This window comes from Nocardioides aquiterrae (assembly GCF_039526625.1).
Lineage (GTDB): Bacteria > Actinomycetota > Actinomycetes > Propionibacteriales > Nocardioidaceae > Nocardioides > Nocardioides aquiterrae.
In genome coordinates, this window is sequence record NZ_BAAAJE010000011.1 from 57033 (window position 1) to 80829 (window position 23797).

Below are 23797 nucleotides of genomic sequence, written 5' to 3' on the forward strand. Positions count from 1 at the left end.
GACAATGGGCTCGTGACCTCACTCGACCCCGCGATCGCGGACCGGCTCAAGCGCACCGCCGAGGGCCTCGTGCCCGCCGTCGTGCAGCAGCACGACACCGGCGAGGTGCTGATGCTGGGCTGGATGGACGACGAGGCGCTCGCACGCACGCTCACCACCGGGCGGGCGACGTACTGGAGCCGCTCTCGCCAGGAGTACTGGGTCAAGGGCGACACCTCCGGGCACCTGCAGTGGGTGAAGGAGGTCCGCCTCGACTGCGACGGCGACACCCTGCTGGTCAAGGTCGACCAGGTCGGCGTCGCCTGCCACACCGGCGACCGCACCTGCTTCGACGCCGACCTGCTCACCGATGCCTGAGCCGGCCGGGCGGCGGCGCCGCACCTTCGGCCCGGTCGTCCTGGCCGGCCTGGTCTTCGGCGGTCTGACCGCCGTCGCCGGTACCAAGCCGGTGATGGCGGCCGACCCGGCGAGCCCGCTGGTCACCTACGACGCCCACCTGCCGCTCGTCGCCGCCCTGGGCCTGGTCGTGCTGGCCTGCTGGGGAGTCGTGCTCGTCACCCGCGGCTGGGTCCGGCGGGCGACCGCGCTCCTCGGCGCGGTCGCCTCCGCCGGTGCCCTGGCCACGGTGCTGCTCGGGTGGTCCCAGGTCTCCGACCGGCTCGCCGACGAGGTGGCCGCCGTCGGGGTCCGGGGATCGAGCGTGAGCGCGACCCCCTGGTACGCCCTGGCCCTGCTCGGCGCGCTGGTCTCGCTGGCTGCGTGCGCCGCGGCGATCCTGCTCGCGCCCGCCTGGCCGGAGATGGGTAGCCGCTACGACGCCCCGGGCGCCGCGGCCGTACCGGAGAAGGCGCCGGAGGAGCAGAGCAGCCTCGACCTCTGGAAGGCGATGGACGAGGGGCGCGACCCGACGGCGCGTGACCCCGAGCATCCTGAATAGACTGTCCCCGCACCACCTTGCACGGCACAGGATCGCCCCCGGAGGAGCCCTCGCATGTCTGACAACCACGGCAACACCCCCGCCGCCTGGACGGCCGTCACGGTCGCCATGCTCGGCTTCGTGGTCGGCGCCGTCGGGCTGCTCCTCGACCCGGTCAGCATGACGATCTTCTGGGTCGGCGTCGCCCTCGGCGTCGCGTCCCTGGTGATCTTCGCCGTGATGGCCAAGCTGGGCTTCCACGAGTCCGGCCACTGATCCCATGACCGCCGTGACCACGACGCCCGCGTCGGAGGTCACGCCCGCCCGCCGGCGGCGGATGGTCGCGCCGGCGGTGACGATCGGTGGGCTCGCGCTCCTCACCGTCGCGCTGCACGTGCGCGACCCGCACCAGCACGCGTCCTGGGGGTTGTGCCCGAGCGCCGCGCTCGGCGTCTACTGCCCCGGCTGCGGCGGCCTGCGCGCCGTCAACGACCTCACCCACGGCGACGTCGCGGCGGCCGCGTCGAGCAACCTGCTCTTCGTCGTGCTGCTGCCGTTCGTGGTCTACCTGCTGGGGCGCTGGGCGTGGGACCGCTGGCGCGGCACCCGCCGCGAGTCGCCGTCCTGGCTGACGCCGACGGCCGTGTACGCCGGCTTCGCCGTGATCCTGCTCTTCACCGTCCTCAGGAACCTGCCGGGGAGCTGGCTGGCCCCCTGACGCACGAAGGGGCCGGGCCGACGGCCCGACCCCTCCCGCGCTGTCACCGGCGACTCAGCTGCTGCTGGTCGTCCAGTTCACGTTGCCGCTGACGATCACGATGATCCAGTAGATGATGCCGAGGGCGACGCCCACGACGCCCAGGATGAACCCGGCCTTGGCCATGCCGGCGCCGGACTTCGTGCCGGCCGCGATGTCCTTGTTGGAGATCCGGCTGAAGACGATCGCGAGGATCGAGAAGACCAGGCAGCCACAGGACAGGATGCCGAGGATGCCCAGCACGAGGCTGGCGATCGCCATGCCGGAGGTGCCCACCGGGGCACCGCCGGCCGGCGGCTGCGGCGCGCCGTACTGCGGCGGCGGGGGAGGCGGTTCGGAGTAGCTCACAGGTGGAACCCTTCGTCGAGGCCGTCCGTCTGCCGGCCGTTGCGCCGGACACTACCCATGCGAGACGCCTGGAAACAGCGTGAAACACTGGGTGCCATGTCCGTGCTCGACGAGATCGTGGCCGGTGTGCGTGTCGACCTCGCCGAGAGGGAGTCCGCGACCAGCCTGGTCGACCTCCGCGCCGCCCTGGCCGACGTCGACCCGCCGCGCGACCCGATGCCGCACTTCCGCGCGCCCGGATCCAGCGTGATCGCCGAGGTCAAGCGGCGCAGCCCCAGCAAGGGGGACCTCGCCGACATCCCGGATCCGGCCGAGCTGGCCCGGCGGTACGCCGCCGGCGGGGCCGCCGCCATCAGCGTGCTGACCGAGCGTCGCCGGTTCGGCGGCAGCCTCGACGACCTGCGCGCCGTCCGCGCCGCGGTCGACGTGCCCGTGCTGCGCAAGGACTTCATCGTCACGACGTACCAACTGGTCGAGGCGCGCGCCGCCGGCGCCGACCTGGCGCTGCTCATCGTGGCCGCGCTCGACGACGACACGCTGCGCCGGCTGCACGACGAGGCGCGCGAGCTCGGGCTCACGGTGCTGGTCGAGGTCCACGACGAGGCGGAGACCGAGCGGGCGGTCGACCTCGGCGCCGAGCTGGTCGGCGTCAACGCCCGCAACCTCAAGACGCTCGCGATCCACGAGGACACGTTCGGCCGGCTCGCGCCGCTGCTCTGCTCGACCGGAGGGGCGGACGACCGCGTGCTGGTCGCGGAGAGCGGGATCTTCAGCGCCGCCGACGTGCAGCGGTTCGTGCGCCAGGGCGCCCGCGCCGTGCTGGTCGGCGAGGCGCTGGTCAAGGACGGCGACCCCGAGGCGGCGGTCGCGAGCATGACGGGAGTGACGGCATGAGTTTCGAGGCTGACGAGCGGGGGTGGTTCGGCGACCCGCAGGACGGGTTCGGCGGGCGGTTCATGCCCGAGGCCCTGGTCGCCGCCCTGGACGAGCTCACCGCCGCCTGGCACGACGCGATGGCCGACCCGGCCTTCGTCGCCGAGTTCGAGGCGGTCCTGCGCGAGTACGCCGGCGTGCCGAGCCCGCTCTACTACGCGGAGCGGCTCAGCCAGCGGGCCGGCGCGCGGATCCTGCTCAAGCGCGAGGACCTGCTCCACACGGGCGCGCACAAGATCCGCAACGTCCTCGGCCAGGCGCTGCTCACGAAGCGGATGGGCAAGACCCGCGTGATCGCCGAGACCGGCGCCGGCCAGCACGGGGTCGCGAGCGCCACCGCCGCGGCGTACTTCGGCCTCGACTGCACGGTCTACATGGGTTCGGTCGACACCAAGCGCCAGGCCCTCAACGTCGCGCGGATGAACCTGCTCGGCGCCAAGGTCGTCGCGGTGGACTCCGGCAGCGCGACGCTCAAGGACGCCATCAACGAGGCGCTGCGCGACTGGGTGGCGAGCGTCGACCACACGGCCTACCTGTTCGGCACGGCCGCCGGTCCGCACCCGTTCCCGAGCATGGTCCGCGAGTTCTGCCGCGGCATCGGCGACGAGGCGCGCGCCCAGTGCCTCGACCAGTACGGCGAGCTGCCGGACGCGATCGCGGCCTGCGTGGGCGGCGGCTCCAACGCGATCGGGCTGTTCACCGCGTTCCTCGACGACGAGGAGGTCGCCATCTACGGCTTCGAGGCCGGGGGAGAGGGCTACGAGACCGGCCGGCACGCGGCGACGATCTACGCCGGCGACCGCGGGGTGCTGCACGGCGCGCGCACCTACGTCCTGCAGGACGAGGACGGCCAGACCATCGAGTCGCACTCGATCTCCGCCGGGCTGGACTACCCCGGCGTCGGCCCTCAGCACGCCCACCTCGCGCACATCGGGCGCGCGTCGTACCAGCCCGTGACCGACGAGGAGGCGATGGCCGCGATGTCGCTGCTGGCCCGCACCGAGGGCATCATCCCGGCCATCGAGTCCGCGCACGCGCTCGCCGGCGCCCTGCGGCTGGCCGAGGAGCGCCCGGGCCAGACGATCCTGGTCAACCTCTCCGGCCGCGGCGACAAGGACATGGGCACCGCGCTGGAGTACTTCGGGCTCGGCCGGGCGGACGCCGAGACGGGAGACCCCGAGTGAGCGCCCGCCTCGCGTTCGACCGGGCGAAGGCCGACGGCCGCGCCGCGCTGGTCGGCTACCTGCCGGCCGGCTTCCCCGACGTGCAGGGCGGGATCGACGCGCTGCGCGCGATGGTCGACGCCGGCTGCGACGTGATCGAGATCGGGCTGCCCTACAGCGACCCGGTCATGGACGGGCCGACCATCCAGGCCGCCGCGCAGCAGGCCCTGGACGGCGGCGTGCGCACCGCCGACGTGCTCCGCACCGTCGAGGCCGTGGCCGCCACCGGCACGCCGACGCTGGTGATGACCTACTGGAACCCGATCGAGCGCTACGGCGTCTCCCGGTTCGCCACCGACCTCGCGAACGCCGGGGGCGCCGGGCTGATCACGCCCGACCTGACGCCGGACGCCGACCCCGCGTGGAGCCGCGCCGCCGACGAGCACGACCTCGACAAGGTCTACCTCGTCGCGCCGAGCTCGACCGACGAGCGGATCGCGATGACGACCGCCGCCTGCCGGGGCTTCGTCTACGCCACCGCGGTCATGGGCGTCACCGGCGCCCGGACGACCACCAGCGATCTCGCCGAGCCGCTCGTCGCGCGTGCCCGGCAGGCCGTCGCCGCGCAGCAGAGCGGGCTCCCGGTCGGGGTCGGCCTGGGTGTCAGCAACGGGGCGCAGGCGGCCGAGGTGGCGGCGTACGCCGACGGGGTGATCGTCGGCTCGGCGTTCGTCCGCGTGCTGCTCGACCACCCCGACGACCGCGCCGCCGGCCTCCGCGCGCTGACCGCGCTGACCGAGGACCTCGCCGGAGGTGTGCGAGGTGCGTAGGGCGCTCGCCGTGCTCGTCTCGGTGATCGCGGTCGGCTCCCTGGCCGCCTGCTCGTCGAGCCAGGCCAGCGAGGACGGCTACCGGGCCGGCCAGACCCACCAGCCCTACCGGGTGCCCAGCACGCCGCTGACGGACACCGACGGCCGGCCGTACTCGCTGACCAAGGACACGGACAAGCCGCTGACGCTGGTGTTCTTCGGCTACTCGCACTGCCCGGACATCTGCCAGACCGTGATGTCCAACCTGACCTCGGCGATCACCCGCCTCGACGACGCCGACCGGGAGCGGGTGGACGTGGTGTTCGTGACCACGGACCCGACGCGCGACACGCCCGCGGCGCTGCGCGCCTACCTGGACCGGTTCGACCGGTCGTTCATCGGGCTCACCGGCGACCTCGACACGATCACCCAGGTCGGCAAGCCGCTCGCCGTCTACGTCGCCGACGGTGAGAAGCTGCCCACCGGCGGCCGCGACCTGAACAGCCACAGCACCCAGGTCACCGGGATCACCGCCGACGACACCTCGCCGATCCTGTGGACCCAGGACACCTCGTCGGCGGACTTCGCCGCCGACATCCACACGCTCCTGAACGACTGACCGACCGGGGACCGCCGATGCTGACCGCCGCCCTCTCGATCCCGAGCCCGTCCGACGGGGTCTGGTACCTCGGCCCGCTCCCGATCCGCGGGTACGCGCTCGCGATCATCCTCGGCATCGTCGCCGCGATCTGGATCGGCGAGAAGCGCTGGATCGCGCGCGGCGGCCGGGCCGGTGACGTCCAGGACCTCGCGATCTGGGCGGTCCCGTTCGGACTGGTGGGCGGTCGGCTCTACCACGTGATCACCGACAGCGACCTCTACTTCGGCGCCGGCCGGCACCCCATCGAGGCGCTCTACATCTGGCGCGGCGGCCTCGGGGTGTGGGGTGCGGTCGGCCTCGGCGCCGTCGGCCTGATCATCGGCGCCCGCCGCAAGGGCATCAAGCTGCTCCCCGTCCTGGACGCCTGCGCGCCCGGCGTGCTCGTCGCGCAGGCGCTCGGCCGGTGGGGGAACTGGTTCAACCAGGAGCTGTTCGGCAAGCCCACGGACCTGCCGTGGGCCCTGTCGGTGAGCGACCGGACCGCGGTGGACGCGGGCTACCCGCCCGGGACGACGTTCCACCCGACGTTCCTCTACGAGAGCCTCTGGTGCCTGGCTGCGTTCGCGGTGCTGATCTGGGCGGACCGCCGGTTCCAGCTGGGCCACGGCCGGGTGCTCGCGCTCTACATCATGGTCTACACGGCCGGTCGCGCCTGGATCGAGATGCTGCGCATCGACAACGTCGAGCTCCACGACGTGGCCGGCCTGCGGCTCAACGTGTGGACGTCGATCGTGATGTTCGTCGTCGGGCTGGCCTGGTTCGTGTGGAGCGCCCGGCGGCACCCTGGCCGCGAGGTGAACGTGTACGTGGAGGCAGCCCGGCCGGGTGATAGCCTGGCACCTCCCCGCTAGGGCCAATGTCGTCCCCTGCACCCAGCATGATGCACTGCCGATTCGCCGGCGCCGGCCCCGACAACGTCGTGGGGCCTGCGCGGCGCTGAGACGACGGGAGAATGCCCGGTGCCCTATTCGCACGCATTCCCGCCGCCCCAAGGGCTCTACGACCCCCGCCACGAGCACGATGCGTGTGGCGTGGCGTTCGTCGCGACCCTGACCGGCGTCGCCAGCCACGACATCGTGAAGCAGGGCATCACCGCCCTGCGGAACCTCGACCACCGCGGTGCCGCGGGCGCCGAGCAGAACACCGGCGACGGAGCCGGCATCCTGCTCCAGGTGCCGGACGCGTTCCTGCGCGCGGTCGTCGACTTCGACCTCCCGGCGCAGCACGCGTACGCCGTCGGCACGGCGTTCCTGCCCGGCGACGACGAGCAGGTGGCCAAGACCCGCCAGCGGATCGAGGAGATCGCCGCAGAGGAGGGCCTCACGGTCCTCGGCTGGCGCGAGGTGCCGATCGACCCGACCGAGCTCGGCGGCATGGCCCGCGGCGTGATGCCGGCGTTCAGCCAGCTGTTCGTGGCGGGCTCGGGATCCCGGGTGACCGGCATGGCGCTGGAGCGGCTGGCCTTCTGCCTGCGCAAGCGCGCCGAGCACGAGACCGACGTGTACTTCCCGTCGCTGTCGTCGCGGACCCTGGTCTACAAGGGCATGCTGACGACCGACCAGCTCGACAAGTTCTTCCCGGACCTGCTCGACGAGCGGGTGACCTCGGCGCTGGCCGTCGTCCACTCGCGGTTCTCGACCAACACGTTCCCGAGCTGGCCGCTGGCGCACCCGTTCCGGTTCATCGCCCACAACGGCGAGATCAACACCGTGATGGGCAACCGCAACTGGATGCGGGCCCGCGAGGCGCTGCTCAAGTCCGACCTGATCCCCGGCGACCTCGAGCGGCTCTACCCGATCTGCACCCCGGGCGCGTCCGACTCCGCCTCGTTCGACGAGGTGCTCGAGCTCCTGCACATGGGCGGCCGCTCGCTGCCGCACTCGGTGCTGATGATGATCCCCGAGGCGTGGGAGAACCACGCCGAGATGGACGCCAAGCGCCGCGCGTTCTACGCGTTCCACTCCGCGCTGATGGAGCCGTGGGACGGCCCGGCGTGCGTCGTGTTCACCGACGGCTCGCAGATCGGCGCGGTGCTCGACCGCAACGGCCTGCGCCCCTCGCGGTACTGGGTGACCGACGACGGCCTGGTCGTGCTCGCCTCCGAGGTCGGCGTCCTCGACATCGCCCCGGAGAAGGTGGTCCGCAAGGGCCGCCTGCAGCCGGGCCGGATGTTCCTCGTCGACACCGACGAGCACCGGATCATCGAGGACGAGGAGATCAAGGCCGAGCTCGCCGCGGAGCACCCGTACGACGAGTGGCTGCACGCAGGCCTCATCCACCTCGACGACGTGCCGGAGCGCGAGCACATCGTGCACACGCACGCCTCGGTGACCCGCCGCCAGCAGGTGTTCGGCTACACCGCGGAGGAGCTGCGCGTCCTGCTCACCCCGATGGCGAACACCGGCGCCGAGCCGATCGGCTCGATGGGCACCGACACCCCCATCGCGGCGCTGAGCGAGCGGCCGCGGCTGCTGTTCGACTACTTCAGCCAGCTGTTCGCGCAGGTCACCAACCCGCCGCTGGACGCGATCCGGGAGGAGCTGGTCACCTCGCTGGCCGGCACCATCGGCCCGGAGTCCAACCTGCTGGACCCGGCGCCGGCGTCCTGCCGGATGGTCACGCTGCCGTTCCCGGTGATCTCCAACGACGACCTCGCCAAGATCCGGCACATCAACCGGGACGGCGACATGCCGGGCTTCATCACCCACGTCGCGCGCGGGCTCTACCCCGTCGACGGCGGGGGAGCGGCGATGGCGCAGCGGATCGAGGAGATCTGCCACGAGGTGTCGGCGGCGATCGCCGACGGCGCCCGCATCATCGTGCTGTCCGACCGGCACTCGACCGCCGAGCTCGCGCCGATCCCGTCGCTGCTGCTCACCGGCGCCGTGCACCACCACCTGGTCCGGGAGAAGACCCGCACCCAGGTCGGCCTCCTCGTCGAGGCCGGCGACGTCCGCGAGGTGCACCACGTGGCGCTGCTCGTCGGGTACGGCGCGGCCGCGGTCAACCCGTACCTGGCGATGGAGTCGGTCGAGGACCTGGCCCGCGAGGGCTACTACGTGACGGCCGACGCCGAGAAGGCCGTCGCCAACCTGGTCAAGGCGCTCGGCAAGGGCGTGCTGAAGGTGATGTCCAAGATGGGCGTCTCCACGGTCGCGTCCTACACCGGCGCCCAGATCTTCGAGGCGGTCGGTCTCTCGCAGGCGCTCGTCGACCGGTACTTCACCGGCACCACCTCCAAGCTCGGCGGTGTCGAGCTCGACACGATCGCCGAGGAGGTCGCGCGCCGGCACGCCACGGCGTACCCGCCGCGCGGCATCTCGCCGGCGCACCGCGAGCTCGAGATCGGCGGCGAGTACCAGTGGCGCCGCAGCGTCGCGGGCGAGGCCGAGCCGCACCTGTTCGACCCCGAGACGGTGTTCCGGCTCCAGCACGCGACGCGGAACGGCCGCTACGACGTCTTCAAGCAGTACACGTCGCGTGTCGACGAGCAGTCCAAGCGGCTGATGACGCTGCGCGGCCTGTTCCGGCTCAAGAACGCCGAGGAGGCCGGCCGGCAGCCGATCCCGATCGACGAGGTCGAGCCGGTGTCGGAGATCGTCAAGCGGTTCTCGACCGGCGCGATGTCGTACGGCTCGATCTCGCAGGAGGCGCACGAGACCCTCGCGATCGCGATGAACCGGCTGGGCGCGAAGTCCAACACCGGTGAGGGCGGCGAGGACCCCGAGCGGCTCTACGACCCCGAGCGGCGCAGCTCGATCAAGCAGGTCGCGTCCGGGCGGTTCGGCGTCACCGCGGAGTACCTCACGAACTCCGACGACATCCAGATCAAGATGGCGCAGGGCGCGAAGCCCGGCGAGGGCGGCCAGCTGCCCGGCAACAAGGTCTACCCGTGGGTGGCGAAGACCCGGCACTCGACGCCGGGCGTGGGGCTGATCAGCCCGCCGCCGCACCACGACATCTACTCGATCGAGGACCTGGCGCAGCTGATCCACGACCTGAAGAACGCCAACCCGCGGGCCCGCGTCCACGTGAAGCTGGTCTCCGAGGTCGGCGTCGGCACGGTCGCGGCGGGTGTCTCCAAGGCGCACGCGGACGTCGTCCTCATCTCCGGCCACGACGGCGGCACCGGCGCGGCGCCGCTCACCTCGCTCAAGCACGCGGGCGGTCCCTGGGAGCTCGGCCTCGCCGAGACCCAGCAGACCCTGCTGCTCAACGGCCTGCGCGACCGGATCGTCGTGCAGACGGACGGGCAGCTCAAGACCGGCCGCGACGTGGTGATCGCGGCGCTGCTCGGCGCGGAGGAGTACGGCTTCGCGTCGGCCCCGCTGGTGGTCTCCGGCTGCATCATGATGCGCGTCTGCCACCTCGACACCTGCCCCGTGGGCGTCGCGACGCAGAACCCGGTGCTCCGCGAGCGCTACAGCGGCAAGCCGGAGTTCGTCGTGAACTTCTTCGAGTACATCGCCGAGGAGGTGCGCGAGCTGCTCGCCGAGCTCGGCTTCCGCACCCTGGAGGAGGCGATCGGCCAGGTCGCGAGCCTGGACGCGCGGGAGGCCGTCGACCACTGGAAGGCGGCCGGGCTCGACCTGACCCCGATCCTGCACGCGCCCGACCCGTCGGCGTTCCCCGAGCAGGACCCGCGGTGCACCAAGTCGCAGGAGCACGGCTTGGCGAAGGCCTTGGACGTGACTGACCTCGTGCCGCTGGCGCAGGACGCCCTGGAGAAGGGCGAGCCGGTGCGGGCGCAGGTCGCGATCCGCAACGTCAACCGCACCGTGGGCACGATCCTCGGCCACGAGGTCACCAAGCGGTACGGCGGCGAGGGCCTGCCCGACGGCACCATCGACCTGACGTTCACCGGGTCGGCCGGCCAGTCGTTCGGAGCGTTCGTGCCGCGCGGCATGACGCTGCGCCTGGAGGGCGACGCCAACGACTACGTCGGCAAGGGCCTGTCCGGCGGCCGGATCGTGGTCCGCCCGGACCGTGCGGCGACGTTCGAGGCGAGCGAGCAGATCATCGCCGGCAACGTGATCGCGTACGGCGCGACCGCGGGCGAGATCTTCATCCGCGGCGGCGTCGGCGAACGGTTCTGCGTCCGCAACTCCGGCGTGCGCGCGGTGACCGAGGGCGTGGGCGACCACGGCTGCGAGTACATGACCGGCGGGCGCGTCGTCGTCCTCGGGAAGACCGGCCGCAACTTCGCGGCCGGCATGTCCGGCGGCGTCGCGTGGGTCCTGGACCTGCAGGAGCAGCGCGTCAACCGCGAGCTGGTCGAGCTCGGCCCCGTCACCGGCGACGCGGCGACCGAGCTCGAGGAGCTGGTGCGGGCACACCTCGAGGAGACCGGCTCCACGGTCGCCGAGGAGCTGCTCGCCGACTGGGAGACCTCGCTGACGAGGTTCACCGAGATCATGCCCACCGACTACCGCAAGTCGCTCGAGGCGAAGGCCAAGGCGGAAGCCGACGGCCTCGACGAGACCGAGACTGCGCACGCGATGATGGAGGCGCTCCATGGCTGACCCGAGAGGCTTTCTGAAGCACGGCCGGGAGGTCGCCGAGCGGCGTCCGGTCGAGGAGCGCGTCCACGACTGGAACGAGGTCTACCCCGGCAGCGCCGGGCGAGCCCTGCTCCCGATCATCACCGAGCAGGCGGGCCGCTGCATGGACTGCGGCATCCCGTTCTGCCACCAGGGCTGCCCGCTCGGCAACATCATCCCGGAGTGGAACGACCTGGTCTGGCGTGACGACTGGGAGGGCGCGATCGAGCGCCTGCACGCGACCAACAACTTCCCGGAGTTCACCGGTCGCCTCTGCCCGGCGCCCTGCGAGACCGCCTGCGTCCTGGGCATCAACCAGGACCCGGTCACGATCAAGAACGTCGAGGTCTCGATCATCGACAAGGCGTGGGACTCCAACCTGGTCCGGCCGCAGCCGCCCGAGTGGCTCTCGGGCCGCACCGTCGCGGTGATCGGCTCCGGTCCGGCGGGTCTCGCCGCCGCGCAGCAGCTGACCCGCGCCGGCCACACCGTCGCGGTCTACGAGCGCGCCGACAAGGTCGGCGGCCTGCTGCGCTACGGCATCCCCGAGTTCAAGATGGAGAAGCAGCACCTCGACAAGCGCCTGGAGCAGATGCGGCGCGAGGGCACGGTCTTCCGCGCCGGGGTGAACGTCGGCGCCGACCAGCTCACCGGCGAGAAGCTCAAGGAGCGGTACGACGCCGTCGTCCTCGCGATCGGCGCCACCGCGGCGCGCGACCTGCCGATCACCGGGCGGGAGCTCGGCGGCATCCACCAGGCGATGGAGTTCCTGCCGCAGGCCAACCGGGTGGCGCTCGGCGAGGAGGTGGAGGGCCAGATCACGGCCACCGGCAAGCACGTCGTGATCATCGGCGGCGGCGACACCGGCGCCGACTGCCTCGGCACGTCCACCCGCCAGGGTGCGGCGTCGATCACCCAGCTGGAGATCATGCCGGAGCCGCCGGAGACCCGGCCGGCCAACCAGCCGTGGCCCACCTACCCGATGATCTTCCGGGTCTCCTCGGCGCACGAGGAGGCGGCCGAAACCGAGCTGGGCAGTCGGGTCTACGCCGCGTCGACGCAGGAGTTCCTCGGCGACGAGAACGGCAACGTCCGGGCGCTGCGCCTGGTCGACGTCCGGATGGAGGACGGGAAGTTCGTCGAGGTCGAGGGCACCGAGCGGGAGATCCCGGCGGAGCTGGTGCTGTTCGCCATGGGGTTCACCGGTCCCGACAAGGAGGGCCTGGTCGAGCAGCTCGGCGTGGATCTCGACGCGCGCGGCAACGTGGCGCGCGACGCGTCGTACCAGACCTCGGTCGAGGGCGTGTTCGTGGCCGGCGACGCCGGCCGCGGTCAGTCGCTGATCGTGTGGGCGATCGCCGAGGGGCGGGCCGCTGCGGCGGCGGTGGACCGGTACCTCACCGGATCCACGAACCTCCCCGCGCCGATCCCACCCACCGAGCGGCCGCTCATGGTGTGACGCCGGTCCGGTTACCGGGGGGTTCGGTCTTTTAACGATCAAAGTCACGGTAGGGTGAGGCACGTGCGTAGAGCCAAGATCGTCTGCACCCTCGGCCCGGCCACCTCCTCCCCGCGGCGTATCCGCGAGCTCGTGTACGCCGGGATGGACGTGGCCCGGCTGAACATGAGCCACGGCAGCCACGCGGACCACGCCGAGGCGTACCGCCTGGTCCGCGAGGCGTCGGACGCGAGCGGACACGGCGTCGGCATCTTCGCGGACCTCCAGGGTCCGAAGATCCGGCTGGAGACGTTCGCCAACGGCCCCGTGGTGCTGCACCGCGGGCAGGAGTTCACGATCACCACCCGCGACGTCCCGGGCGACGACAAGATCGCCGGCACGACGTACAAGGGACTGCCCCAGGACGTGAAGCCCGGCGACCCCCTGCTCATCGACGACGGCAAGATCCGGCTGCGCGTCCTCCGGGTCGAGAACGGCACCGACGTCGTCACCGAGGTGCTCGTCGGCGGCAAGGTCAGCAACCACAAGGGCATCAACCTGCCCGGCGTGGCCGTCTCGGTGCCGGCGCTGTCGGACAAGGACGAGCGCGACCTGCGGTTCGCGCTGGGTCTCGCGGTCGACTTCATCGCGCTGAGCTTCGTGCGCGACGCCAAGGACGTCGAGGACGTCCGGAAGGTGATGGACGAGGTGGGCGTCCACGTGCCCGTGATCGCCAAGATCGAGAAGCCGCAGGCGATCGAGAACCTCGACGAGATCATCCACGCGTTCGACGGCTTCATGGTCGCCCGCGGCGACCTCGGCGTGGAGTGCCCGCTGGAGGACGTGCCGTTCCTGCAGAAGCGGATCATCGAGAAGGCGCGGCTCAACGCCAAGCCGGTCATCGTCGCCACCCAGATGCTCGAGTCGATGATCACCAACCCCGCGCCGACGCGCGCCGAGGCCTCCGACGTCGCCAACGCGGTCCTCGACGGCGCCGACGCGCTGATGCTGTCCGGCGAGACCAGCGTGGGGGAGTACCCCGTGCACACGGTCGAGACGATGGCCCGGATCATCACCGCCACCGGCATCCACGCCCGCGAGGAGGGCTCGCGCGCGCGGGTGGCCGAGATCGACTGGGACCCGCACACCCCCGGCGGCGTGATCGCCAAGGCCGCGGAGGAGGTCGCCGAGCGGGTCGGCGCCAAGTACCTCGTCGCGTTCACCCAGAGCGGCGACTCCGCCCGCCGGCTGTCCCGGCTGCGCGGGCCGATCCCGATCCTCGCCTTCACCCCCGAGGCCTCCGTCCGGTCCCAGCTCGCGCTGAGCTGGGGCGTCGAGACGTTCAAGACCGAGTCGGTCGAGCACACCGACGAGATGGTGCGCCAGGTCGACGAGCAGCTGCTCGAGATCGGCCGGGTCTCCGAGGGCGACCTGGTCGTGATCATCGCCGGTGCCCCGCCGGGCATCCCGGGCTCCACGAACGCGCTGCGCATCCACCGGATGGGCGACGCCATCAAGGGGGTCGCGCCGGCGTACCGGCGGGCCCGCTAGGTCTTCGGCCCGATCAGCTCGTCGAGAGCGGCCACACCGGCCCGCGTCGAGACGCTGATGGTCTTGTCGTTGGACTGCCGCCACGGGATCTCCACGAGATCCAGGGCCCAGCAGCAGAGCTCACGGATGTCGGCCGACACGTTAGTGAACTGCCACCGCGGGTAGTCGTACCGCTTGAGCTCACCGCGGACGGGGCGCCTCGCCCAGTTGCGGACGCGGCACCCGTCGGAGTGGAACAGGCCGCGCAGGAACGGCCCGGGATGTCCCTCGACCACGTGGCGTTGCCAGTCCTCGAGCACGATGGGTCGCTCGTGCTTGCGACCGGGACCGTGCTGCGGGAACAGGCACGGCCAGTGCTTCCAGGAAGTCGTCGTGATCAGGCACCCCGGCTGCTTTCGCGTGTGCGGTCGTCCGCCTGGCTTCGTAGCGCGCATCAACTCCGCGATACGGAGGTTGTCCTCGACGTACCTGGCGTCGTTGATGATGTGCAGATTGTAGACGTCGCGCCGGCCGCGGCTGATATGACCGTCGCCGAGGTACCACCCCAGCAGCTCGGCGTAGGCCGCTCCGTTCAGCGTCGCGTCGTCGCACCGTGGACATGGAGGGGCGAGGTGGAGCTGGCCGCGCGGGCGGCCACGACGCTGATACTCGCGGCGCCACCGACGAATCGTCTTGACGGCGACGCCGTGCCGGGCGGCATTCTCCCGATCGGGAACGCCCGCGTCGGAGGCGCGTAGTGCGCTTTCGACAGTTTCCATCGGGCGAATGTGCGGCACGCCACCACTCTCGTGGCGACCGCCGACATTCTTGTGCCGGGTGTGGGAGTCGAACCCACACGTCCTTGCGGACAATGGTGTTTGAGACCACCGCGTCTGCCATTCCGCCAACCCGGCTGGGGCCGCCAGAACCTTAACCGACCATCCGTTGGCTTAAGTTGAGTGATCGAGTACAGTTTCGGCCATGTCTCGGATCTGGAAGCCGTGGGAGTGGGCAGTGGCCAGCCACACCGCCGCACTCGACAATGCGCGAACCGCGGCGACCGAGCTGAGCCGGCTCCGGGTCGAGCGCGAGGACGTCGAGCTGTTCCTCGCGAACCGGTCCGACGGCGAGCGCCGCGAGGGAGCCGGATAGCCTTCTGCCCGTGAACGAGCAGTCGCCCCGTCGGGTCGTGGTCGCCGAGGACGAGGTGCTGATCCGCATGGACCTCGCCGAGATGCTCGCCGAGGAGGGCTACGAGGTCGTCGGCCAGGCCGGCGACGGCGCCACCGCCGTGCAGATGGCCGAGGAGCTGCGGCCGGACCTGGTGATCCTGGACGTCAAGATGCCCGTGCTCGACGGGATCGCTGCGGCCGAGCGGATCGCCGGGCAGCGGATCGCGCCGGTGGTCATGCTGACGGCGTTCTCCCAGCGGGACCTGGTCGAGCGGGCCCGCGACGCCGGCGCGATGGCGTACCTGGTCAAGCCGTTCTCGCAGACCGACCTGGTGCCGGCGATCGAGATGGCGGTGAGCCGGTTCGCCGAGCTCACCCTGCTCGAGTCCGAGGTCGCCGACCTCACCGAGCGGCTGGAGACCCGCAAGGCGGTCGAGCGCGCCAAGAACGTGCTCCAGGAGCAGCTCAAGCTGTCCGAGCCCGAGGCGTTCCGCTGGATCCAGAAGACCGCGATGGACCTGCGTCTGTCGATGCGCCAGGTCGCCGACGGCGTCATCGAGCACGGCCCCGGCGTCGCCGGCTGACCTCCGGCTGACCTCCGGCTGATCTCCGTCGGATCTCCGGGAGGTCACGCTTCGGTAAAACCCGGGTCGCGACCCGCGCGGGCCGGGGGCGATCTGGCGCCGAACCGCCCCTTGCCCCCTAAACTGCCCGGGAGCCCGGCCCGGGTTCAGGATCGGAGGACCGAGTTGACGCGACCAACCGCCCGCCAGCGGGTCGTGAGCAGGGGGGCGTCGGGTGCTCTGCTCGCGCTGCTGCTCCTGCCGCTGCTGCTCCTGATCGGGTCCCCGCCGGCAAGCGCGGTGGACACCCTGTGCCTCCCGGGGCCGGACAAGGCCTGCATCGCCGGCACGCTCCGCACCGACGCCGGCGTGCTGCCGGACGTGACGCTCACGATCACCGACGAGGCCGGCACGGTCACCGAGGTGACGACCAGCGAGACCGGCAAGTGGAACCTCCAGGTCGACAAGGAAGGGACGTACGTCGTCAAGCTCGACGAGTCGACGCTCCCGAAGGACCTCACGGTCGACACCGGTGAGGTCACGGTCCAGGCGAAGTTCGGCGCGACCGTGCCGGCGCTCCTGACGGTCCGCACGGCCGACTACAGCGCCTCGACCAGCAAGTTCGACGAGCTCCTCCAGAGCAGCGTCAACGGCATCCGGCTCGGGCTGCTGCTCGCGCTGGCCTCGGTCGGCCTGTCGCTGATCTACGGCACGACCGGGCTCTCGAACTTCGCGCACGCCGAGCAGGTCACGCTCGGCGGCATGCTCGGGTACTGGCTCGTGAACCTGCACAGCATGAACCTCTGGCTCGGCGGGGTGCTCGTCGTCCTGCTCTGCTCGGGGACCGGCTGGCTGCAGGACCGGGCCCTGTGGCAGCCACTACGGCGCCGCGGCCTGGGTCTGATCCAGCTGATGATCGTGACCATCGGCCTCTCGCTCGCGCTCCAGTACACGTTCCAGCTGCTGGTCGGCGCCCGGACCGTCCGCGTCGTCCAGGAGAACCCGGCGGTGTCGGAGTTCGGCCCGGTGACGATCACGCACCAGTCGCTGGTCGCGATGGGGATCTCGATCGTCGTGCTGGCCGCGGTCGGCTACGCGCTGCTGCGCACCCGGATCGGCCGCGCGACCCGCGCGGTCTCCGACAACCCCGCCCTCGCGTCCGCGTCGGGCATCGACACCGACCGGGTGATCCGGCTCGTGTGGACGGTGGCGATGGGCCTGGCCGGCCTGTCCGGCCTGCTCTACGCGCTGGTCGTCAACGGCATCAAGTGGGACTCCGGCATGCAGATCCTGCTCCTGCTCTTCGCCGCGGTGACGCTGGGCGGTCTCGGCACCGCCTTCGGCGCGCTGATCGGTGCCCTCATCATCGGTCTGGTCGTCGAGCTGTCGCCCGTGCTCGGCATGCCGGGTGACTTCAAGTACGCGACCGCCATGCTGATCTTGATCCTGCTCCTGCTGGTGCGGCCCCAGGGCCTGCTCGGCAAGGCCCAGCGGGTCGGCTGAGAGGGGACTGATCACCGTGGACAACATCCAGTACATCCTCAACGGCATGATGCGCGAGGCGCTGTCGCCGCAGACGGCGGCGGTCGCCATCGCGGTCATCGGCCTCAACATCCACTTCGGCTACACCGGCCTGATCAACATCGGCCAGTCCGCCTTCATGCTGCTCGGCGCGTACGGCTTCGCGATCGCCATCTGGCACGGGCTGCCGATGATCGTCGGCATCCTGCTCGGGTTCGGGGCCGCGTTCGTGTTCGCCCTGGTGCTCGGGGCACCGACCCTGAAGCTGCGTGGCGACTACCTCGCCATCGTCACGATCTCGGCCGCCGAGATCATCAGGTACGTCGGCAGATCGTCGTTGCTGACCGACTTCACCGGCTCCGCCCAGGGCATCCCCGGCAGCCAGTACCGCGACCCGTTCACCGGGCTGTCGTTCTTCGGCGGCGGCTCCTTCACGCTGATCCCGTTCAACTACGCCGACGTCGCCGACGGCGCCGCCTGGGTGCGGCTCCTCGGCTGGCTGCTCGCGATCGTCTCGATCGCGGCGCTGGTCTACGTGCTGCGCAGCGGCGACCGGTTCAGCGGGGGAGCCCGCAAGGGCCTCGTGGTGCTGCTCGTCGTGTGGATCGTCCTCCTGCTGCTGTTCCTGTTCCCGGTCGCCAACCAGCGCACCGGCGTCAACGGCTGGTGGGTGCGCTTCATCGCCTGGTCCCTCGTGCTGCTGTGCAGCTTCCTCGTCTACCTGCTGGTGAGCAGCCCGTGGGGCCGCCTGCTGCGCGGCATCCGGGAGGACGAGGACGCGGTCCGCTCGCTCGGCAAGAACGTCTTCGCGATCAAGATGCAGGCGCTGGTCATCGGCGGCCTGTTCGGCGCGCTCGGCGGCATGATGTACGTGCTGCCGGCGAGCGTCCAGCCCGACTCGATGGGCCGGTCGCTGACCTTCTTCTGCTACACCGCGCTCCTGCTCGGTGGTGCCGCGACGATCTTCGGCCCGGTGCTCGGGTCGGTGATCTTCTTCGCGGCGCGGATCGGCATCAAGTACACCGCCGCGGCGTACGTCCCGGACAGCGTGCTCAACGGGCAGCAGACCGAGCAGTTCTCCTACATCGTCGTCGGCGTGGCGCTGATGCTCATCGTGATCTTCCGACCGCAAGGCATCCTGGGCAACAAGAGGGAGCTGCAATTCAATGTCTGACGCCACCATCAGCCCGTCCGGGCTCGCCGATCCCGCGGCGCGCGCCGCGCTGGTCGCCGGCTTCGACGCCGTCCCCGGCGCACCGAAGCCCGACCCGATCCTCGTGGTCGACAACATCGTCCGGCAGTTCGGCGGCATGACCGCGGTCGACGTGCAGCACCTCGAGGTCCAGCGCGGCATCATCACCGCGCTGATCGGCCCCAACGGTGCCGGCAAGACCACGTTCTTCAACCTGGTGACCGGCTTCGACCGGGCGACCACCGCGGGCAAGGGCGCGCACTGGTCGTTCGACGGGCGCACGCTCGACAAGACGTCCGCGTCGAGCGTCGCGAAGGCCGGGATGGTCCGGACCTTCCAGCTCACCAAGGCGCTGAACGCGATGACGGTGATCGACAACATGATGCTCGGCGCCCAGGGCCAGGTCGGGGAGAACCTGCTTCGGTCGGTGTTCCGCCCGGCCTGGCGCGACCAGGAGCGCGAGGTCGAGGCGAAGGCGGACGAGCTGCTGCAGCGGTTCAAGCTGTACGAGAAGAAGTACGACTACGCCGGCAGCCTGTCGGGCGGCCAGCGCAAGCTGCTCGAGATGGCGCGCGCCCTGATGAGCGACCCGAAGATGATCATGCTCGACGAGCCGATGGCCGGCGTGAACCCGGCGCTGACCCAGTCGCTGCTCGGCCACATCCAGGCGCTGCGCGACGAGGGCATGACCGTGCTGTTCGTCGAGCACGACATGCACGTGGTGCGCCACATCTCCGACTGGGTCGCGGTGATGGCCGAGGGTCGCCTCGTCGCCGAGGGGCCCGCCGACACCGTGATGTCCAACCCCGCGGTCATCGACGCCTACCTGGGCGCCCACCACGACACCGACCTCGGCGACGACAGCCTCCTGAGCGACGAGGTCCTGGAGGAGCTGGCCGAGGAGGTCGCGGCCGAGGACGCCGAACGTGAGGCCGAGGAGCAGGCGGAGGGACTTCGATGAGCGAGCAGCAGCAGCAGACCGGCGGCGCCGGGACCGCCACCACCCAGAAGCCGGTGGTGGAGGCCCGCGACGTGGTCGCGGGCTACCTGCCCGGCGTCAACATCCTCAACGGGTGCAGCCTGGTGGCCTACCCCGGCGAGATGATCGGCATCATCGGCCCGAACGGGGCCGGCAAGTCCACCCTGCTCAAGGCGATGTTCGGCCTGGTCCGGGTGCACTCCGGCACGGTGATGCTCGGCGATCGCGACATCACCAACCTGCGCACCAACCAGCTCGTGGAGATGGGTGTCGGCTTCGTGCCGCAGACCAACAACGTCTTCCCGTCGCTGACGATCGAGGAGAACCTCCGGATGGGCCTGTTCCTGCGGCCCAAGAAGGCCCAGGAGCGCCTGGCCGCGATGTGGGACCTGTTCCCCGTGCTGCACGACCGGCGCAACCAGAGCGCCGGCGCCCTCTCCGGCGGTGAGCGGCAGTCGCTCGCGATGGCCCGGGCCCTGATGATGGAGCCGTCCGTCCTGCTGCTCGACGAGCCGTCGGCGGGACTGTCGCCGGTGCGCCAGGACGAGACGTTCCTGCGCACCCGCAAGATCAACAAGACCGGCGTCTGCGTGGTGATGGTCGAGCAGAACGCCCGCCGCTGCCTGCAGATCTGCGACCGCGGCTACGTGCTCGACCAGGGCCGGGACGCCTACACCGGCAGCGGCCGCGAGCTCGCCAACGACCCGAAGGTGATCGAGCTGTACCTGGGCACGCTCGCCAAGGACGTGGACGAGGGCGGCGCCCAGCACTGACCCGCCACCTCCCGACGTACGACGAAGGGCCCCGGACCGTGAGGTCCGGGGCCCTTCGCTTCGTGCTGAGGTGATCAGGCGATCACTTCTGGCCCTCCACCGTGCTGGTGAGCTCGTTCTTGTTGTCGGCGTTGAACGTGTAGATGCCGACGAACGCCGACGACGGGTCGTTCTCGTCGTCGAACGGGCCGATGCCCGAGGGACCCTTGTAGTGGATCTCCTTGCCGTCCTCGAGGAGGGCGACGCAGTCGGCGTAGGAGGTGCACTCCTCGCCGTCGGTGGCACCGGAGACGTCCGCGAGGTTGTCGCGGATCGTCTGCGGGTCGGTCGCCCCGCCCTTCACCGCGGCGAGCGCGGCGAGGATGGTCGCGTCGTAGGACTCGGCGCCGTAGGAGAAGTCCTGCAGCGGAGCGCCCTGACCGACCTCGGACCAGCCGGACAGGCGGTCCTTGAACGACTGGTCGGGGTCGGCGCCGGGGATGGTGCCCTGGGCGCCCTCGAGGGTGCCCTTCGCGAAGTCCTTGCTGTAGTCGGCGGTGTTGCCGTCCGTGAAGTAGGTCTTCGACATGTCCCAGCCCTGCGACTTCAGCTCGGGGACGATCGACTTGGTCTCGTCGAACGCGAGGATCACGATCGCGTCGGGCTTGGCGGCGAGGACGCCGCTGACCTCCGAGGAGAAGGTCGTCTGTCCCGGCGGGAACTCCTGGCCCTTGCCCTTGCAGCCGTAGACGCACGAGCCGCCGGCCCCGACGACGGTGTCCTCGACGGCGTTCCGGAGACCGGTGCCGTAGGTGTCGTTGAAGACGAGGAAGCCGACCTTGGTGTAGCCGTCGGTGGTGATCAGGGTGCCCAGCGCGTTGCCCTGGACGCCGTCCGGCGGAGCCGTGCGGAAGTACCACGGCGAGTAGCCGGACAGGTCGACGGCGGTGTTCGCCGGCGAGATCTCGACGATCTTGTTGTCCGCGAAGGTGTCGACGACGTTGAGGGAGACGCTGGACGACGCGGCGCCCACCACCAGCGACGGCTTGCTGGCGACCAGCGTGCCCGCCGAGGCGGTCGAGACCGACATGTCGCTGGAGTCACCCGAGTCCTGGACGTCGTGGCAGGCCTGGGCGCCGCCGACGCCGCCGGCCGCGTTGATGTCCGAGACCGCCAGGCCGACGCCCGCGATCTCCGGCGGGCCGAGGAAGGCGAGGCTGCCGGTGAGCGGCAGGATGCCGCCGACCCGGAAGGTGTCGGCGCTGGTCTGGCCCGACGAGCACTTGTCGTCGGTGTACGTGTCCGTCGCCGGAGCACTCGTCTCCTGGGTGGCCGAGGGGGACTCCTCGGCGGCGGATCCACCGCCGGAGTCACTGCTGCCGCAGGCTGCCAGGCCGAAGCTCAGGACGGCCGTTCCGGCCATCACTCGGGCCCATGTGGCGGTTCTTGATCGATTCACGTCGTGAACCTTTCTGTCGCGTTAGGTGCACTTCCGGCGCCCGCCCTCCCGGAAGGGTGTGGGGCATAGCCCTGCCACCGTAGGACCGGGGATCTGCCGCCGGGCTGTACGGCACCCTCTCGTTAGCGAACCGTTACGTCAATGAAGCGCGCCCGCGAACTGGACCAGGATCGGGGCGACGAGCAGCGCGGGGAGCAGGTCCGCGACCGGGATCTCCCGCACGCGCAGGAGCCGCAGCGCCACGCCGACCAGCAGCAGCCCGCCGGTGGCGGTGATCGCCGCGAGGTGGGCGTCGGGGAGCACGTCGCCCAGCCCGTAGCCCAGCAGCGTGAGCGAGCCCTGCACGACCACGATGGTGATCGCGCTGGCGGCGACGCCCCACCCGAACGACGCCGCGAAGGCGACCGCCGCGAACCCGTCCAGCGCCGCCTTGAGGACCAGCTGGTCAGAGCCGTTGCCGAGCCCGTCGTTCAAGGAGCCCAGGATGGTCAGCGGGCCGGTGCAGAAGACCAGGGAGGAGACCACGAAGCCCTCAATGAACCGGTGCCGCTCGGCGGAGCCCCGGTCGCCGGCCAACCGGGTCTGGAGCCAGCCGCCGAACGACTCGACCCGGGACTCCAGGCGCAGCAGCGAGCCCACGATCCCGCCGATGAGCAGCGAGCCGAGGACGATCAGCATCGGGGCGCTGTCGCCGACCAGGTCGGCGAGCTCGTCGCTCTGCACCGCCACCGCCGACGTGCCCGCGATCAGCAGCGTGACCAGGCCCAGCGCGTCGGTCACCAGGTCGCGGGTGCGGGTCGGCAGCCGGTTGCCGAGGAGGACCCCGATGGTGGCACCGAGAAGGACGGTGGCGACGTTGACGGCGGTACCCAAACCGGGGATCACGGGACTCCTCTGACAGAACGGCGGGGCTGAGCGTAGTCTGCTTCTTTGGTGCCGCGTTCGGGGGACGGGAGACGCGGCGAGGACGGAGGTCTCGGAAGGCCATGACTCGATGACGCGCTCCCTCGTGACGCTGCGCGCGGCCTGCGCGGCGGACGCCCCGTACCTCGCCGAGCTCTGGACCGACGTCATCCGCCGGGCCGGCCGCGAGGACCAGGTCGCCGACGTCGAGGCCGTGCTGGCCCGGGTCGAGGAGTCCGCCGACGAGCGGATCGTCGTGGCGGAGTACGACGGCGAGTTCGCCGGCGCCGTCCACCTCGAGGCCACCTCCATGTCCGCGCTCAACCGGGAGCCGATCGTGCGCGCGCTCTCCCCGCACGTGCTGCCGCGGTTCCAGCGGCACGGCATCGGCAGCGCGCTGATGGACACCGCCGTCTCGTGGGCCGAGGAGCTCGGCATCGGCCACGTCGCCACCGCCGCCGGCGCCGGCTCTCGCGACGCCAACCGCTTCATGGCCCGCATCGCCCTCGGGCCGTACGCCGTCCTCCGGGTCGCCACCACGCACGCGGTCCGCTCGCGCCTGAGCGCCCACCGCCGCCCCGCCACCTCCACCGGCGGCCGGCAGCTCACCCAGGTGCTCGCCGCCCGGCGGTCGCTGCGGCGGGCGCGGGCCTCGGCAGAGGGCTAGGTCCCGCGGCCCGCGTCTCCGGCCGGGGCTCAGGAGGCGTAGCGCTCCCGCGGCATCAGCGCGCAGGTGATCCGCGACGTGCAGACCCGCTTGCCGCGCTCGTCGGTGATCACGACCTCGTAGGTCGCGGTCGTGCGGCCCAGGTGGATCGCGGTGGCGGTCCCGGTGACGGTGCCGGAGGTCGCGGAGCGGTGGTGGGTGGCGTTGATCTCGATGCCGACCGACAGCCGGTCCGGGTGCGCGTGGATGGCGGAGCCGACCGACCCGAGGGTCTCGGCGAGCACGACCGAGGCGCCGCCGTGCAGCAGCCCGTAGGGCTGGGTGTTGCCCTCGACCGGCATCGTCGCGACGACCCGCTCGGCCGAGATCTCGGTGAGCCGGATGCCCATCTTCTCGTTGAGCCCACCCATGCCCTGGGGCATCTGCGCGATGAAGTCGTCGATGTCGAGCGCGTCGGTCATGGGCACATCCTGCCTGTCGGCGCCGACTACTAG

The 23797-nt window shown here is 71.2% G+C and carries 24 protein-coding genes and 1 tRNA gene; 19 read left to right on the top strand and 6 right to left on the bottom strand.

Annotated features, from left to right (window positions below; genetic code table 11):
• Positions 1 to 12 precede the first annotated feature (12 nt).
• Genes hisI through ABD086_RS12580 form a run of 4 tightly spaced genes read left to right on the top strand, consistent with a single transcriptional unit; the run spans position 13 to position 1634 of the window.
• Complete coding sequence (gene hisI / locus ABD086_RS12565) at positions 13 to 357, top strand: phosphoribosyl-AMP cyclohydrolase (RefSeq protein ID WP_343907884.1); 345 nt, start codon at positions 13 to 15, stop codon at positions 355 to 357.
• Positions 350 to 937, top strand: coding sequence for a Trp biosynthesis-associated membrane protein (locus ABD086_RS12570; protein WP_343907885.1), 588 nt, complete (start codon positions 350 to 352; stop codon positions 935 to 937). The genes hisI and ABD086_RS12570 overlap by 8 nt, the downstream gene beginning before the upstream one ends.
• A gap of 54 nt (positions 938 to 991) precedes the next feature.
• A complete protein-coding gene (locus ABD086_RS12575; protein ID WP_343907886.1) occupies positions 992 to 1192 on the top strand; it encodes an HGxxPAAW family protein in 201 nt (66 codons plus the stop codon).
• A gap of 4 nt (positions 1193 to 1196) precedes the next feature.
• Positions 1197 to 1634 (top strand): DUF2752 domain-containing protein, encoded by a 438-nt coding sequence (locus tag ABD086_RS12580; protein WP_343907887.1) that lies wholly within the window; start codon positions 1197 to 1199, stop codon positions 1632 to 1634.
• Between the two features lie 54 nt (positions 1635 to 1688).
• On the opposite strand, the gene ABD086_RS12585 is transcribed toward ABD086_RS12580, so the two are convergent.
• Entirely contained in the window at positions 1689 to 2021 is a 333-nt protein-coding gene (locus tag ABD086_RS12585) for a DUF4190 domain-containing protein (RefSeq protein ID WP_343907888.1), read from the bottom strand.
• 96 nt (positions 2022 to 2117) lie between these two features.
• Here ABD086_RS12585 and trpC point away from each other — a divergent pair, with 96 nt between their 5' ends.
• From trpC to pyk, 8 genes are all read left to right on the top strand, one after another.
• Positions 2118 to 2915 (top strand): indole-3-glycerol phosphate synthase TrpC, encoded by a 798-nt coding sequence (gene trpC / locus ABD086_RS12590; RefSeq protein ID WP_343907889.1) that lies wholly within the window; start codon positions 2118 to 2120, stop codon positions 2913 to 2915.
• A complete protein-coding gene (gene trpB, locus ABD086_RS12595) occupies positions 2912 to 4138 on the top strand; it encodes a tryptophan synthase subunit beta (RefSeq protein WP_343907890.1) in 1227 nt (408 codons plus the stop codon). Before trpC ends, trpB begins: the two co-directional genes overlap by 4 nt.
• A complete protein-coding gene (gene trpA / locus ABD086_RS12600) occupies positions 4135 to 4947 on the top strand; it encodes a tryptophan synthase subunit alpha (protein WP_343907891.1) in 813 nt (270 codons plus the stop codon). Before trpB ends, trpA begins: the two co-directional genes overlap by 4 nt.
• Entirely contained in the window at positions 4940 to 5545 is a 606-nt protein-coding gene (locus ABD086_RS12605) for an SCO family protein (protein ID WP_343907892.1), read from the top strand. The genes trpA and ABD086_RS12605 overlap by 8 nt, the downstream gene beginning before the upstream one ends.
• Positions 5546 to 5562: 17 nt before the next feature.
• Positions 5563 to 6438: a prolipoprotein diacylglyceryl transferase gene (lgt, locus tag ABD086_RS12610; protein ID WP_343907893.1), complete on the top strand. Its 876-nt coding sequence runs from the start codon at positions 5563 to 5565 to the stop codon at positions 6436 to 6438.
• A gap of 108 nt (positions 6439 to 6546) precedes the next feature.
• Entirely contained in the window at positions 6547 to 11109 is a 4563-nt protein-coding gene (gltB, locus tag ABD086_RS12615; RefSeq protein ID WP_343907894.1) for a glutamate synthase large subunit, read from the top strand.
• Positions 11102 to 12586 carry a glutamate synthase subunit beta gene (locus ABD086_RS12620; RefSeq protein ID WP_343907895.1) on the top strand — a complete coding sequence of 495 codons (1485 nt, stop codon included), beginning with the start codon at positions 11102 to 11104 and terminating at the stop codon, positions 12584 to 12586. The genes gltB and ABD086_RS12620 overlap by 8 nt, the downstream gene beginning before the upstream one ends.
• A 63-nt stretch (positions 12587 to 12649) precedes the next feature.
• Positions 12650 to 14116: a pyruvate kinase gene (gene pyk, locus ABD086_RS12625; protein WP_343907896.1), complete on the top strand. Its 1467-nt coding sequence runs from the start codon at positions 12650 to 12652 to the stop codon at positions 14114 to 14116.
• Here the strand turns inward: pyk and ABD086_RS12630 are convergent.
• Both ABD086_RS12630 and ABD086_RS12635 read right to left on the bottom strand, forming a co-directional pair.
• Positions 14113 to 14892, bottom strand: coding sequence for a transcriptional regulator (locus tag ABD086_RS12630; protein WP_343907897.1), 780 nt, complete (start codon positions 14890 to 14892; stop codon positions 14113 to 14115). The two genes, pyk and ABD086_RS12630, sit on opposite strands and share 4 nt — an antisense overlap.
• 34 nt (positions 14893 to 14926) lie before the next feature.
• Positions 14927 to 15009: transfer RNA gene (locus ABD086_RS12635), tRNA-Leu, on the bottom strand.
• Positions 15010 to 15076: 67 nt separating this feature from the next.
• Between ABD086_RS12635 and ABD086_RS12640 the strand changes: the two genes are divergently transcribed.
• From ABD086_RS12640 to ABD086_RS12665, 6 genes are all read left to right on the top strand, one after another.
• The gene (locus tag ABD086_RS12640; protein WP_343907898.1) at positions 15077 to 15247 is read left to right on the top strand and encodes a hypothetical protein; all 171 of its coding nucleotides are present in this window, start codon (positions 15077 to 15079) and stop codon (positions 15245 to 15247) included.
• A gap of 10 nt (positions 15248 to 15257) precedes the next feature.
• Positions 15258 to 15851, top strand: a complete 594-nt coding sequence (locus ABD086_RS12645; protein ID WP_343907899.1) for an ANTAR domain-containing response regulator — start codon at positions 15258 to 15260, stop codon at positions 15849 to 15851.
• A gap of 195 nt (positions 15852 to 16046) precedes the next feature.
• Positions 16047 to 17333 carry a branched-chain amino acid ABC transporter permease gene (locus ABD086_RS12650; protein WP_343907900.1) on the top strand — a complete coding sequence of 429 codons (1287 nt, stop codon included), beginning with the start codon at positions 16047 to 16049 and terminating at the stop codon, positions 17331 to 17333.
• A 16-nt stretch (positions 17334 to 17349) separates the two neighbouring features.
• A complete protein-coding gene (locus ABD086_RS12655) occupies positions 17350 to 18525 on the top strand; it encodes a branched-chain amino acid ABC transporter permease (protein WP_343907901.1) in 1176 nt (391 codons plus the stop codon).
• Complete coding sequence (locus ABD086_RS12660; protein ID WP_343907902.1) at positions 18518 to 19504, top strand: ABC transporter ATP-binding protein; 987 nt, start codon at positions 18518 to 18520, stop codon at positions 19502 to 19504. The genes ABD086_RS12655 and ABD086_RS12660 overlap by 8 nt, the downstream gene beginning before the upstream one ends.
• A complete protein-coding gene (locus tag ABD086_RS12665) occupies positions 19501 to 20295 on the top strand; it encodes an ABC transporter ATP-binding protein (RefSeq protein ID WP_343907903.1) in 795 nt (264 codons plus the stop codon). The genes ABD086_RS12660 and ABD086_RS12665 overlap by 4 nt, the downstream gene beginning before the upstream one ends.
• A gap of 82 nt (positions 20296 to 20377) precedes the next feature.
• Here ABD086_RS12665 and ABD086_RS12670 read toward each other — a convergent pair whose 3' ends face one another.
• Positions 20378 to 21697, bottom strand: coding sequence for an ABC transporter substrate-binding protein (locus ABD086_RS12670; RefSeq protein WP_343907904.1), 1320 nt, complete (start codon positions 21695 to 21697; stop codon positions 20378 to 20380).
• A gap of 174 nt (positions 21698 to 21871) precedes the next feature.
• The gene (locus ABD086_RS12675; protein ID WP_343907905.1) at positions 21872 to 22618 is read right to left on the bottom strand and encodes a DUF554 domain-containing protein; all 747 of its coding nucleotides are present in this window, start codon (positions 22616 to 22618) and stop codon (positions 21872 to 21874) included.
• A 109-nt stretch (positions 22619 to 22727) separates the two neighbouring features.
• Here ABD086_RS12675 and ABD086_RS12680 point away from each other — a divergent pair, with 109 nt between their 5' ends.
• Entirely contained in the window at positions 22728 to 23303 is a 576-nt protein-coding gene (locus ABD086_RS12680; protein ID WP_343907906.1) for a GNAT family N-acetyltransferase, read from the top strand.
• A gap of 29 nt (positions 23304 to 23332) precedes the next feature.
• Here the strand turns inward: ABD086_RS12680 and ABD086_RS12685 are convergent, their stop codons facing one another.
• Positions 23333 to 23764, bottom strand: coding sequence for a PaaI family thioesterase (locus ABD086_RS12685; RefSeq protein ID WP_343907907.1), 432 nt, complete (start codon positions 23762 to 23764; stop codon positions 23333 to 23335).
• Positions 23765 to 23797 lie beyond the last annotated feature (33 nt).